The organism is Pyxidicoccus caerfyrddinensis (assembly GCF_010894405.1).
Lineage (GTDB): Bacteria > Myxococcota > Myxococcia > Myxococcales > Myxococcaceae > Myxococcus > Myxococcus caerfyrddinensis.
The window spans coordinates 17,694-30,941 of the sequence record NZ_JAAIYA010000050.1; the positions used below are offsets into that span (position 1 = coordinate 17,694).

Sequence of the window (13,248 nt, forward strand, 5' to 3'; positions counted from 1 at the left end):
GGGAGCGCCCCCCTGGCTTCGAGCTGGCGCCGCGACGATGAGGAACCTGTTCATGAGACGGATGTGGATGGCGGTACTCGCACTCGCCACGGGCTGTGACGACATCTCGCTGGACCAGCTCAACAGGCAATACCCGCCGCTCACCCGGCTCGAGTCCGAGCCCGCCGGTGCCAACTGCACCCACGGTGGCCACTCCGTAAGGACGGGCCTGGACCGCAACGGCAACGGCGTGCTCGATGACGGTGAGGTGGCAAGCACCGAGTACGCCTGCACCACCTCCGTGCCGGGCGTACTGGTCCGCGTGCAGGCCGTAGCGCCCGGGGAGCCGTGCGCTCACGGAGGCCACGTGGCCCGCGTGGGTCCGGATGCAGACGAGAGCGGCACGCTGGAGGACGGCGAAGTCACCCGTGAGGTGTACGGCTGCATCGAGCCCGAGCCCGAGAAGGTGCTCCACCGCACCGTCAACCAGCCTCCGGCATCCCCGCCTCCACCGTGGGGCTGTAGCTGGGGCTACACCTGGGTGGAAGCAGGCCCCGACGTGAATGGGAATGGCCAGCTCGACAACACGGAGGTTCGGACCCATGCAAGCCTCTGCGTGGACCCGGCAAAGCTCATGGTGGAGCACGTGCCCGAGCTCGCCGGCACGGCCTGCATCGACGGCGGCACGCGGCTCCAGGCCGGCATCGACGCGGACGGAAGTGGCATGCTCTCGGGCGCCGAGATTCACGCAACCGCCTTCGTCTGCAAGGCCCTGCACACCTTCCACGGCGACTACTTCGTGCGAACGCCCGAGGACCTCGCGGCGCTCCAGGTCATCTCCCGCATCCAGGGTGCCCTCCGGGTGGAGGACACCACCGTCACCGAGCTGCGCCTGCCAGGGCTCGTGGTGGTGGACCGCACCGTGAGACTCTGGAACAACCCGCTGTTGACCCTCGTGGAGTTGCAGGGTTTGCGCTTCGTGGGGGATGACCTCGAAGTGACCGCCAATCCCAAGCTGGAGACCTTGCGGGCCGGCGGCGCCGACAGAGACCGGCTGATCGTCGGCAGGAGCTTCTCCGTGGCCGGCAATCCGGCGCTCCGAACGCTGACGGGGCTCCAGCCCGTATCCCCCCGGCTGAACGTACAGCTGATTGACAACGATGCGCTCGAGTTCCATCCAGGCGAGGAGTCGCCCCTGCTCGGCATCGACTTCCTCATGGGCTCGCTGGATGTCATCGGAAACGACGCGCTGCAGGCGCTCCCGTTCGGGAACCTCCTGCACGCCGGCGACATCTACATCGCGCAGAACAGGTCACTGCTGTCCCTGGATGGACTCAGACCAGGAAGCATCGGGTCCTCGCTCTCCATCCAGAACAACGAGGCCCTGGTCGATGTGTCGGCGCTCGCCGGGGTGCGGAGTCTGGACACGCTGGGCGTGGAGGGGAACACTGCCTTGACGAGCCTGGTGGGGCTGGACTCGCTGGGCCTGGTCAAGTCGCTTCGAGTGGTGGACAACCCGAAGCTCGTCCGGTTCGACCTGCCCGCGCTGAGCCAGGTGAGCCAGTCGTTCACCGTCACCGGGAACCCGAAGTTGCCGACGTGCCTCGCCGCAGCGCTCGCGGCGGACACGTACAAGGGAATCGCCGAGCAGCTCAACATCATCGGCAACGACGACGTGGCCACCTGCGGCGACTGAGGCTCCGGAAGGAACGGGTGTGGCGCCCATCCTGATCACGCGGCGCGCCGCACGTACGCGCGCTGCGGCGCGAGCGTGAGGTTCATGGCGAAGGAGAAGCGGCAGTAGGGCGGCGGCCTGGGCTGGGCAGGCGTGTGTCTGCTGGAGATGAATCGCTGTACCGTTCGAGCGGCCGCCCAATCGACATGTGAAATAGGGTGGAAACCGCCGGGGCCCCGGATATGATGGTCATCATGTTCCGCAGGACCTTCCGACCATGACCCCGATTCGCCCGCCTGGCCGCAAGGCGCTGAGCCATGAGCGCATCGTCGAAACCGCTGCGCGGGCGATCCGCCGCGGGGGGTTCGACGGTGTCGGCGTCGCCGACATCATGAAGGAGGCCGGGTTGACCCACGGCGGCTTCTACGCGCACTTCCCGTCGCGTGATGCCCTGCTGGTCGAAGCGCTCGAACGCGCGGCGGCGGACAGCGCGAAAAATGTCGCGCACGCCGCCAGCGACCCACGCCTCAAGGGCGCCAGCGAGTTTCACAAACTCGTGGCGGCCTATTTGTCCGAGGGCCACTTGAAGGAAGCTGAGAGCGGCTGTCCCGTTGCCGCGCTCGTTTCCGAAATGCCGCGGCAGTCGCCGGAAGTCCGCAAGGCCGCCGCACGGAGCGTACGCAGTACGGTGGCCGCGGTGCGGGCCGCGCTGCCGCGAGACGTCGAGCCCGGCACGGCCGAGGTGATCGCAAGCCAGATGATCGGAGCACTGCAGCTGGCGCGCGCCTTCGGGGCCAACGCCGAAGGCAAGGCGCTGCTCGCCACGGTGCGCCGGCAATTGCTCTCGCAATACGACACCACCCCTCCCCACTGACCCATGTCCAATTCGCCAGTGAGATTTCAGCTCGTTCAAGAATATGACGATCGTCATAAAAGCCCGCGCGCTCCGCTGTACCGCCGCGGTCACTGAGTTCCTGATCACCACCCACTGAAGGCAACTCGATGAAGAAGGCAGACACTATGAATGGCAAGACGGCGCTCGTGACGGGTGCCTCATCAGGCATCGGTGAAGCCACGGCGGAGCGGCTCGTGACGGCTGGCTACAAGGTCTACGGCACCAGCAGACGGGGAGCCCAGGCGGGGTCTCGAACGTTCGAGATGCTGGCCCTGGACGTGACCAATGATGAATCCGTCGAAGCCGCCGTCCGGGAAATGATTCGCCTGGAAGGCCGCATCGACCTGCTCGTGAACAACGCCGGCTTCGGTGTCGCCCCTGCCGCAGCGGAAGAGAGCTCGATCGAACAAGCCCGGTCGATCTTCGATACGAACTTCTTCGGGATCCTCCGGATGACGCGCGCGGTCGTGCCCCACATGCGACGCCAGGGGGCTGGCCGCATCATCAACATCGGCTCCGTGCTTGGTTTCCTGCCGATGCCGTACGGCGCGCTCTATGCCGCGACCAAGCACGCGCTCGAGGGGTATTCGGAATCGCTCGACCATGAGCTCCGCACGAGGGGCATCCGGGTCTCGGTCATCGAGCCCGCGTACACGAAGACGCAGTTCGACTCGAACTTCATGGAACCCGACGCGAAGCTCGAGGAGTACCGCGAGATTCGCGCGGCCCTGGCTGACACCGTGAAGGGTGTGATGGCCGCTGCCGACCCGCCGGGCGTCGTGGCCAACGTCGTGTTGGAAGCGGCCAGCGCGGCGCGCCCGAAGCTCCGATACACCGCCGGTGGCCTCGCGGGCCGCCTGCGATTCCTCCGCAGATTTGCGCCTGCCGGTCTGATCGACTCCGCGATTCGAAAAGACCTGCGGCTCGACGCTCCGAAGGCCTCGCTGACCGCCGTTGGGGAAGAAATCTCATGAAGGCATTCGTCCTCGATCGGTATGGAAGCAAGAAGGGCCTCCGGGCCGGCGAAATGCCAGACCCGGAGCTGCGGGAGGATGACGTATTGGTCCAGGTCCACGCTGCTGGCGTGAACCTTCTGGATTCCAAAATCAGAGACGGAGAGTTCAAGCTCATCTTGCCGTACCGGCTCCCGATCATTCTGGGCCATGACGTGGCTGGCGTCGTGGTTCGAGTCGGATCTCGAGTGCGGCGATTCAAGCCCGGCGACGAGGTCTATGCGCGGGCAGCTGACCATCGAATTGGCACTTTCGCGGAATTCATTTCCATCAAAGAAGATTCCCTGGCGAGCAAGCCAAAGAACCTCACCATGGAAGAAGCGGCGTCAATCCCTCTGGTGGGCCTGACCGCCTGGCAGGTGCTGATCGAAAGGGCGAACCTGAAGAAGGGGCAGAAGGTTCTCATCCACGCGGGCTCCGGTGGTGTGGGAACATTTGCAATTCAGCTGGCCAAGCATGTGGGTGCTTTCGTGGCGACGACGACGAGCACGGCGAATGTCGATTTGGTGAAGGGTCTCGGCGCAGATGTCGCCATCGATTACAAGAAAGAGGATTTCGCGGAAGTCTTGCAGGATTACGACGTGGTGTTGAATAGCCTGGATGCGGAGACGCTCGAAAAATCGCTCCGAGTGCTCAAGCCTGGCGGGAAGCTCATCTCGATCTCGGGTCCACCTGATCCGGAGTTTGCCAAACACCTCGGAGGGTCCTGGTTTCTGAAGCTGGTGATGGGCATTTTGAGCTATCAAATCAGGCGAAAGGCAAAGCGCCGCGGCGTCAGCTATTCATTTCTCTTCATGTGGACGAGTGGAGAGCAATTGCGCGAGATCACTTCTCTCCTTGATGCTGGGGCCATTCGCCCGGTGATGGATCGGGTCTTTCCATTCGAATCGACCAACGAGGCCATGGCCTACGTCGAAGCCGGACGTGCCAAAGGCAAGGTCGTCGTCAAGGTGCGATAGAACAAGGCCGAGACCGACTCGCCCGCCCGCGTCACCACCAGCGCGGCGCACCACACCTCGGCGGCCCGGAGGCACATGAGGGCGCAGTTGGCCGTGCGCGAGGCGCTGGTGCGCACGCGTACTTGCTACATCGCCCTGGTGAGTGCGCTGGTGCTGCGTGAGGGACTGCGAGTGGCGGAACGTCGGTCCCCCGAGCTCCGCGTTCGCGCGGGACGCGCCGCGTGCGCCCGGCACGCACGGGCGCCTTCCCTCACGACGCAACCCCTTGGACTGTCGTGGCAAGGAGGCCGGTACGGGTCGTGCACCAGCGCGGGCGCACCAGGCACCCGCTGTCCCGAACCGGAGAAGACCTCATGAAACTCGACTCGCTGCCCGGTGGCGTCTCCGCCACCACCCAGGCTACCGCCCCGCTCGACAGCTCGCAGGCCGTCACGGGCAACTACTATTATGGCGAGCTGTACTACGTGAAGGTGCGGTGCATCCTTGGCACGTCGTCAGACCGGAAGTTGTTGGGCTGGCTGGGGCTCGGCTCGAAGGACGGCTACTCGAGCTATATCGACCCGAATGCAACCCCGCCGCACGACAGGGTATTGGCGGTTCAGTGGGTGGGCCTGGCCACGGATGCCACTCCACCGGATCGCGAACAGCCCAGCCACGACGCGGCGCAGGCGTCTACACCGAAATACCTGCGCGCTCTCAACTACCCCGGCGGAGCGCGTTTTCTGGGCGGCTCGGGAAACGATGGCTTCTATTGCTACTGGCAGGAAGGCGACGGCAAGGGTGGGCCGGGCGGAACCTATGAGTTGACGCTGATCCCCGTGCCCGACTCCAACGAGTTCCTCGTTCGCCGCTACAGTGACAATGGCCCCGTCTACACCTATGACGACTACTACATGGGGTACTGGAAGTCCGGCAACGAGTTCGAAATAACGTTTGAGTTCATTCCGACCGCCAGCTTCAGTGCAAAGCATGAAAACTGGATGGGCGACCACAACGCCACGATTGGCGCGCGTCACCTGTCGGAGATTGTCATCCCCGGTAGCCACGATGCTGGCTGCAGCCAGATACGCCGGACCCTGGGCAATGTGACGAGCCAGACCCAGGGACTGGAGATCTACGACCAGTTGATGGCGGGCTCACGCTACTTCGATCTGCGGGCCTGGCAGGACACGGACAACATCTGGAAGATCTATCATGGCAAGGATTGGTCAACCGTCACCTTGCAGGATGCGGTCGACCAGTTGAGCACCTTCCTGGAGAAACACCCCCGGGAGGTCGTGATGGCATCGCTGTTGCTCGAGGACCAACCCGGCGTCTTCGATAGCAAGCTGAAGGCCGCCTGGGAGCTGGTGTTCGACAAGCTCCACCCCTACCACCTGAACAGTGAAGATCAGAACGGCTCACCGCGGGATTTCTCCAGGCTCACTCCGAACTTCCTGCAAAGCCTCGGCAAGAACCTGCTGCTCTTCTCCTGGGGGCAGGCCCAGTCCTGGACCTACACGAACAGCGCCAATCAGCAGATATTGGCGTCCCCCTGGAGCTCTGGACCCGGAACGCACATGGATCTCGACGGGGTGTTCCTCGACGATGCAGCGGCCACCGCGCAAGACATCTATGGCGCCTACCAGAACTACACCAGACCGCAGGGCGCCTGCTGGATCCTGCACACCAATACGCCCTGGCAGTTCAAGCTGGCCGCTGACTCGCTTTATGCGAAGCACTTCAGGAACACCCCTCCGTTGGTCGCCTATTTCAAATCCGGAAGCATCGCCCGTCCCAAGGCGAACATCATCAACATCGACTATGTCGGCGACGTCGTGAATGGCTCCAATCTGGTTGAAGCCGTCATCATGAGCAACCTTTGATGAGCCCCGGGTGGCGGCGGGATGCCGGCGCGGCAGCTTGAGGCGCTGGCGCTCGCCGCCGGAGAGCGTGTTGACCTACGCGGTGGGCACCGGATTGGGAGAACAGAACCGCCGGCTCGTTGGCGACCTGGCGTCGGGTCCGCCGTTGCGTTCAAGCGCTCCATCCGATCGCTACCTATGCTCGGAGGTATGAACCATCCTCTTCCGGCGTCGACGCCCCTCCAAATGCTCGTCACCCACACCGCGTGGGCCAACCGACAGCTCTTCGCCGCCCTTCGCGCGGTCGATTCCTTTGAGTCGCAGAAGGGCGCGGACTTGATCGTGCGGGCCCTCGATCACATCCATGTCGTCAGATGCATCTTCCAGGCCCACCTGCAGGGTGTTGCGCACGGTTACGCATCTACACAGAGGGCGGTCTTTCCCTCTCTCGAGGAGCTCGATCTCGAATCCGAGACCATCGACCGCTGGTATGTGGATACCACCGCGTCGCTCCGACCGGAGGAACTCGCACGACCTCGCGACGTGCGCTTCACCGACGGGAAGGTCGTGACGATGACCGCCGCCACGATGATCCTCCACGTAATCACACACACGATCCATCATCGCGGAAACGTGGACGTCATCATGATACAGGCCGGGATGCCGCGCCGGAGGGACGGCTTCCCCGAGTTCCTCGTCAGTCGAGCGTCCGCCACGTGACCGAGCTCAGCCCCTGCGTTGGCGTCATGCCGAACTGCTCCCGGAAGACGCGGGTCAGGTGGGCGCTGTCCGCGAACCCGGCAGAGGCCGCGGCGTCACTCAGGCTCGCCCCCTCCTCCACCGCGGCGATGGCGCGGCGCAAGCGCTTCCACCGCAGATACGCGCGCATCGGGAGCCCGACGTCACGCGCGAAGGCATGACGCATCTGCCGGGGCGAGAGCCCGGCCTCGTGTGAAAGGCTCGCGAGGTCGACGGGGTCCGAGCCATCGAGGTACGCGCACATCCTGCGTGCCGCCGGGTGTCGCGGTCTCGGTGGCTGATGCAGGTCGACGGCGGAGAGGATCGAGTCGATGAGCGCGCGTGCCTGCTCCGGCGTAGGCTCGCGAGGGAGCCTCACCTCGAGCGTGTCGCGCCCCCACGTCTCGCACCGAGGCTCGGCGTTACGAGAGAGCGCTCGGCTCGCCAGGTCATCTCCGTCGAGGAACAGGAGGGCAGCATGTGTGCACGCGCTGTGTCCATGGGGCATGCGTGGGGGAATGACGGCCGTACAGGCGCGAATGCGTCCGTTGGCACCGTCCTCGATGTCCAGCCCCTGCGGCGCGATGACGATCTGGGCCGCATGGTGCGCGTGCCGCCTCGTGGCAACCAGGGGGCCCACGTAGAGCATCCGCGTCCCCGACGCGAACACCGTACCGTCCAACCGTGCCTGCGTGCTCAATTGGCTCCCTCGGGTGACGTCGATATTCGCCGGTCCATCAGCTTCCCATCCTCATCTGCAAGAGCTGCCAAACCTACGCCATGATGCACACGCTCTATCGACCCAGGCCACCGCTCGATCGGCTCGTCGAATCCCTATGGGTCTCCGACAACTACGTCGGGCAGGCACCGCGACAGCGCGTGCTGCCGACCGGTACGCAGGCGCTCGTGGTCCCCCTCGGCGAGAGCCCGGTTCGTATCTACGCCAGCGAGAGCACGAGCGAGTCCACCGACGTCTCCGGCGCAATCTTGTGCGGTGCACGGAGCAGCCCGCTGATCATCGGCCCCTCTCTTGGCCCCACCGTCGGCGTCAAATTCAGACCTGGCGGCGCCCTCCCCTTCTTCGATGTCCCTGCCGATGCACTGGCAGACCAGACTCTCTCTCTGGAAGCGCTGTGGGGCACCTCGAGCCGCTCGCTGCGGGAGCGGCTCATGGAGGCGCCCACGCCGGCCGAGCGCGTGCACCTCCTGGAAACAGCCCTTCTCCAAAGCGCACGCCGTTCGTTCGAGCTGAGTCCCGCGCTTCGCGTGTCCCTCAGCGCGTTCGAGGAGCCTGACCTCCCGTCGGTCGCGGAGGTCAATCGCCGGACGGGGCTCTCGCCGAAACGCCTCCTGGCGCTCTTTCGTGAGCATGTCGGCTTGAGCCCGAAGGCCTTCTGGCGTGTCCGGCGGTTTCGAGCGGCACTGCACGACCTGGAGCGCGGCGCCTTGCGTGGCGCCGCCCTGGCCAGCGAGCACGGCTACTTCGACCAGGCGCACTTCATCCGCGAGTTCCGCGCTCTCGCCGGGTCGAGCCCGCGCGAGTACCTCGCGGCACGGATCGCGGACACCGATCACGTCATGGTCTACAGGTAGAAAGATCCAATACGCGGGGCCTCTCCTGGCGTCTGCTTGGGGCATGAGTTCGAGCAATCACGTTGCGCCACGCAACTCACGCCCGCGGTGTAGCGTGGGCCCATGGCCCTCAAGAAACCACTGATTCCGAAGGCAAGAAGCTTCAACGCGGGGACCCTCACGGCGGACACGGCGCTCGCGCTCCTGAAGACACACGTGCGCGGAAGGTTCGCGAAGTCGAGCACCCTGCGCGTCGCGAAGCGCTTCGTCGAGCAGCGCGCCGCTGGCGACTCCGCCAACAGTGACATCCTCCACCACAAGGGGCGCCTCGTCCTCGACGCGCTCTCCACCCGGAAGCGACCGTCCATCGGGCTCCTCATCGTCGAAGGCAATCTCGTGGTGAAGGGCCGCTACGAAGACTCGCTCGACCCGGAGTCGGTCGTGGTCGTCACAGGCTCTCTCCAGGCCGGTGACATCATCACCGAGGGCTTCCTCGAGGTGCACGGCGACCTCGTCGCCGAGAGGTCCATCCTCTTCCTCGGCAACGATGCCTGCTGCGAGGTGTTCGGCGATGTCCGCGCGCCCTTCGTCTACACGCAGTATCACTCCGTGAACGTGCATGGCGGCGTGAAAGCGCGCCTCGTGACAGGAGACGCAAAACACATCCGGAGCAAGCAGAAGCACACGTTCATCGAGGAGTCCGACCGCCGCGTCCGCGGCCTCCTCTCGCCCAAGCTGCTGAAGGTCTTCGCCGACGAGATGTTCGAGGACGAGGAGGGCGAGGAAGCCGATCCCGATGATCCGTGGATCGATGCCATCGACTCGGAGCAACTCGCTGCCTTCGTCCGACGTGGCCAGCCCGCGCTCGCGCAGACGACCTCCGTCCGCCGTAGAAAGTAAACTCGAGGCAAAGCAGCGGCCCGGCCCCCCGGGCTGGCTGAGCGTGCACGGCGGGGCAGGGTCGGGCTGCAGTCCCAGACAGATGGCGGGACCGGAGCGCGGGGTGTGGCGCACTGCAACGCCTCCGCACATTGGGACGCTGCCGACCCATTCCGAGGAAGAGGAACCATGCGCATCCCGCCGCGCCTTGCCCTGTGGGCTTGTCTGGTCATCGCGCAGGGGTGCCGTACGCATCCCGAAACACCTCCCGCGCCACCACCGACGGCGCCGACCGCCACGGCCCGGCCGCTCGCCCTGGCGACGCCGGAAGCCATCGAGTTCGAGTTCGGGCGCCCCCAGGTCACCGCCTGCAACTGCTTCTCCTCCAACTCCGCCGCGACGGACGGAGGAGCGTGTGCCACGCCGCGCTTTGGCGCGTACCTGCTCGCGCTGACGTGGGCGCCGAACTTCTGCCCGGGCCATCCAGACAAGGAGCAGTGCGAGAAGCTCGCCGGGACCTTCGCCGCGACGCACCTCACGATCCATGGGCTGTGGCCCCAGTTCAATGACGCCGAGGTGAAGCAGCAGAAGTGCATGTACCCGGCCTACTGCGGCGGGCTCTGTGAATGCCTGGACAGCAAAGCGCCCTCGCGCTGCTTCCCCGACCCCGCCACGATTCCAGACACCATGGACACCTACGGCCCCGGGTACGTCACGGACAACTTCTTCCTCGCGAACCACGAGTGGCCCAAACACGGAAGCTGCACGGGGATGGATGCCAGGAGCTACTTCTCCAGCAGCATCGATGCCCTGCTGTCGCTCCCGGGCGACCAGGGGACGCCCGCGCTCCTGCGCGACAACATCGGCCGGGGGGTGGCCCTGGAGGATCTGCGCTCGGCGTTCGATGTGAGAGGCAGCGTGGTCTTCCGCTGTGACGAGCGTTGCAACCTCGCGGAGGTGGGCGTCTGCTTCGGCGTGGGCGACCAGGGGCGCCCGACGCCGCGCATCCCCTGTCCCCAGAACGTGACGGACAGCACCAGCAACAGCTGCGTGGGAAATCCCCAGCGGCCACGCTGTCCCACCGTGTCCATCCAGGCCGTGAAGCCTGATGGCGGGGGTGGACCGGGTGCCACGTGTGGTCAGCCGGGCCAGGGGCCCGCCTGCACGAGTGATGACACCTGCCAGACCCAGGGCTTCGTCCGCTGCGCCCGCTCGGGCTGTTGCACCACCGTACCGAAGCACTGACGCCTGGGGTGGGCCTTCCCCTCCTCGTCCCAGCCCACGACGGGAGCTCACGAGCCCTTTGCCGCATCCCTGGCCGGTGGCCGGAACGGGAGCCGGGGGCTGGAGTTGCCCGGACCGCCCTGCCCTTGCGGCGCGAAGGCACCAATCTTCCCTTGTTGCCTCACCGCTTCGTGCCGAGCACCAGTCGCCGAGAAGGCCGATGGACCCTGAATCCACTGCGCTCCTGGAGCAGCTCCACGCCATCCTGTGGCGGGGCGAGAGTCCCTCGCTCCGGTTCACCTACGTGAGCGAGCAGGCGGCCAGCCTGCTCGGGTACGCGGCCGAGGAGTGGCTCGCCGCTTCCTTCTGGGTCGAGCACCTCCACCCGGACGACCGGGAGCGCACGCTCGGGGCCTGCCGGTCCGTGGCGGCGGATGGGGAGGGGCGGGAGTGCGTCCACCGCGTCATCGCCGCCGACGGGAGCGTGCTCTGGTTTCGCACCAGCGTTCGGCGGACCTCGGGGGAGCACGCTCCCGTCACCGAGCTCGGCGGGCTGATGGTGCTGCTCGAGCAGGGGCCCCGCGAGAACGAGCCGCTCCAGTACAGCGAGGACCACCTGCGCACGCTCTTCAATGCCTCTCCGGACGCCATCTTCTTCAAGGACGGCGAGGGGCGCTGGCTCGCCGTCAACGAGGCGGCCCTGAAGCTCTTCGGGCTGGTGGGGGGCGAGTACCAGGGCAAGACGGACGTGGAGCTCGCGGGCTACTCGCCCTTCTACCGGGAGGCCCTCCTCGGCTGCGCGGAGACGGACCGCAGGGCCTGGGCGAAGGGCGGCCTCTCCCGCAACGAGGAGCGCATCCCCACCCCCAATGGCACGGTGTACATCTACGACGTCATCAAGGTGCCGCTGTTCCATCCGGATGGGCGGCGCAAGGGGCTCGTGGTGCTCGCGCGGAACATCACCGACCGCAAGCTCGCCGAGCAGGAGCGGTACCTGCTCTTCACCGAGGAACAGAAGGCCCGCGCGTCCGCGGAGGGGTCCCAGAAGCGCTCCGCCTTCCTGGCCGAGGCCAGCAAGCTCGTCGCCGGCACGCTCAACTACGAGGTGACGCTCGCCGCGGTCGCACGCATGGCGGTCCCCTTCCTCGCCGACTGCTGCATCTTCCGGCTGCTGGAGGAAGACGGGGCCACCCGCGTCGTCTCCGTGGCTCACGAGGACCGCGCCCAGGCAGGCCTCGCGTACGAACTGGAGCAACTGGCTCCCGATGTCCTCACGGGCGTGGACGCGGTGCTGCATACCGGGCGCTCGGTCCTCTCCTCCGGGATGAGCAGCGGAACCCCGTCCCACGACCCGGCGGGCAACCCCCTGGGGCCCCAGACGGAGGAACGGCTCCGCAGGGTCCGGGAGCTCGGCTTCCAGTCCTCCATGTCGGTGCCCCTGGTGACGCGGGGCCGCATGCTGGGCGTGCTCACGTTCGTGTCGGCCCGGGAGGGCCGCGTCTTCGGGCTCGCGGACCTCACCCTCGCCGAGGAGCTCGCGCTGCGCGCCGCCCTCGCCGTGGAGAATGCCCGCCTGTACCGCGACGCCGAAGAGGCCATCAATGTCCGCGACGAGTTCCTCACCAGCGCCTCCCACGAGCTGAAGACGCCGTGCACGTCGCTGCGCCTGGGGGTGCAGGGCCTGCTGCGCCTGGCGCACACGAAGCCGCTGGCCAGCGTGCCTTCCGCGTTCGTGGAGCGAGTCCTGGAGAACGCCGACCGCCAGATTCAGCACCTGTCCCGGCTGGTCGACAAGCTGCTGGACATCTCGACCATCACCTCCGGGCACCTCCAGCTCGGGTTCAAGGAGGTGGACCTCGCCGCGCTCGCGCGGGACGTGGTGGAGCACTACCGGCAGGAGGTGGGGCACGCGGCCTCCACCGTCACCGTCCGCGCCGAGGCCCCCGCGGTGGGCCGGTGGGACCCCTCCTGGCTCGAGCACGTGATTGGCCACCTGCTCTCCAATGCCCTGCGCTATGGGGCAGGCAAGCCCATCGAGGTGGAGGTCGCGGCCGACGCGCACCAGGCCCGGCTGGTGCTCCGGGACCACGGCATCGGCATCGCGCCGGAGCACCAGGCGCTCCTCTTCGAGCGGCTCCAGGACGGGGGCACGGCACGAAGCTACGGCGGGCTGGGCCTCAGCCTTCCCATCGTGCGGCGCATCGTCGAGGCGATGGGCGGCTCCATCCGCCTGGAGAGCGAGCCCGGTGCAGGCTCCACCTTCACGGTGGAGCTGCCCGGCACCGACAGCCTGGGCCTGGAAGAAGCCGGGAACGCTCCGGAGCCCCAGCGGATGGGACGGGCCTAGAGCACCGATCAGGTTTCGGCCCGAGGAAAGTCGAACACTTGCGAGAGCGATCGACGCGGGCTGTCGCCGCGTGATCAGGTCGCCACCTCACGGAGGTGGCGCATGGAACGCTGGAAGCCGGCT

General features: G+C 66.4%; 11 protein-coding genes. 10 read left to right on the forward strand and 1 reads right to left on the reverse strand.

Annotated elements, in window-relative coordinates:
- Positions 1-67: 67 nt before the first annotated feature.
- From G4D86_RS50735 to G4D86_RS50760, 6 genes are all read left to right on the forward strand, one after another.
- Positions 68-1,675, forward strand: a complete 1,608-nt coding sequence (locus tag G4D86_RS50735) for a DUF7151 family protein (protein ID WP_240360948.1) — start codon at positions 68-70, stop codon at positions 1,673-1,675.
- A 256-nt stretch (positions 1,676-1,931) separates the two neighbouring features.
- On the forward strand, positions 1,932-2,528 hold the full coding sequence (locus G4D86_RS50740; protein ID WP_164002930.1) for a TetR/AcrR family transcriptional regulator: 597 nt from the start codon (positions 1,932-1,934) through the stop codon (positions 2,526-2,528).
- A gap of 128 nt (positions 2,529-2,656) precedes the next feature.
- Positions 2,657-3,523: an oxidoreductase gene (locus G4D86_RS50745; protein ID WP_205520423.1), complete on the forward strand. Its 867-nt coding sequence runs from the start codon at positions 2,657-2,659 to the stop codon at positions 3,521-3,523.
- On the forward strand, positions 3,520-4,521 hold the full coding sequence (locus G4D86_RS50750) for an NADP-dependent oxidoreductase (RefSeq protein WP_164002931.1): 1,002 nt from the start codon (positions 3,520-3,522) through the stop codon (positions 4,519-4,521). The genes G4D86_RS50745 and G4D86_RS50750 overlap by 4 nt, the downstream gene beginning before the upstream one ends.
- 353 nt (positions 4,522-4,874) lie before the next feature.
- Complete coding sequence (locus G4D86_RS50755; protein ID WP_164002932.1) at positions 4,875-6,386, forward strand: phosphatidylinositol-specific phospholipase C domain-containing protein; 1,512 nt, start codon at positions 4,875-4,877, stop codon at positions 6,384-6,386.
- A 189-nt stretch (positions 6,387-6,575) separates the two neighbouring features.
- Positions 6,576-7,085, forward strand: coding sequence for a DinB family protein (locus tag G4D86_RS50760; protein ID WP_164002933.1), 510 nt, complete (start codon positions 6,576-6,578; stop codon positions 7,083-7,085).
- Here G4D86_RS50760 and G4D86_RS50765 read toward each other — a convergent pair.
- Positions 7,063-7,803, reverse strand: a complete 741-nt coding sequence (locus tag G4D86_RS50765; protein ID WP_240360950.1) for a helix-turn-helix transcriptional regulator — start codon at positions 7,801-7,803, stop codon at positions 7,063-7,065. The genes G4D86_RS50760 and G4D86_RS50765 overlap by 23 nt on opposite strands.
- A gap of 80 nt (positions 7,804-7,883) precedes the next feature.
- Here G4D86_RS50765 and G4D86_RS50770 point away from each other — a divergent pair, with 80 nt between their 5' ends.
- The 4 genes from G4D86_RS50770 to G4D86_RS50785 all read left to right on the forward strand — a co-directional run bounded on the left by G4D86_RS50770 (position 7,884) and on the right by G4D86_RS50785 (position 13,125).
- Positions 7,884-8,696, forward strand: coding sequence for a helix-turn-helix domain-containing protein (locus tag G4D86_RS50770; protein WP_164002934.1), 813 nt, complete (start codon positions 7,884-7,886; stop codon positions 8,694-8,696).
- 102 nt (positions 8,697-8,798) lie between these two features.
- Positions 8,799-9,575, forward strand: a complete 777-nt coding sequence (locus G4D86_RS50775) for a bactofilin family protein (protein WP_164002935.1) — start codon at positions 8,799-8,801, stop codon at positions 9,573-9,575.
- A 168-nt stretch (positions 9,576-9,743) separates the two neighbouring features.
- The gene (locus tag G4D86_RS50780) at positions 9,744-10,799 is read left to right on the forward strand and encodes a ribonuclease T2 family protein (RefSeq protein WP_164002936.1); all 1,056 of its coding nucleotides are present in this window, start codon (positions 9,744-9,746) and stop codon (positions 10,797-10,799) included.
- Positions 10,800-10,998: 199 nt separating this feature from the next.
- Positions 10,999-13,125, forward strand: a complete 2,127-nt coding sequence (locus G4D86_RS50785; protein WP_164002937.1) for an ATP-binding protein — start codon at positions 10,999-11,001, stop codon at positions 13,123-13,125.
- Positions 13,126-13,248: the final 123 nt, after the last annotated feature.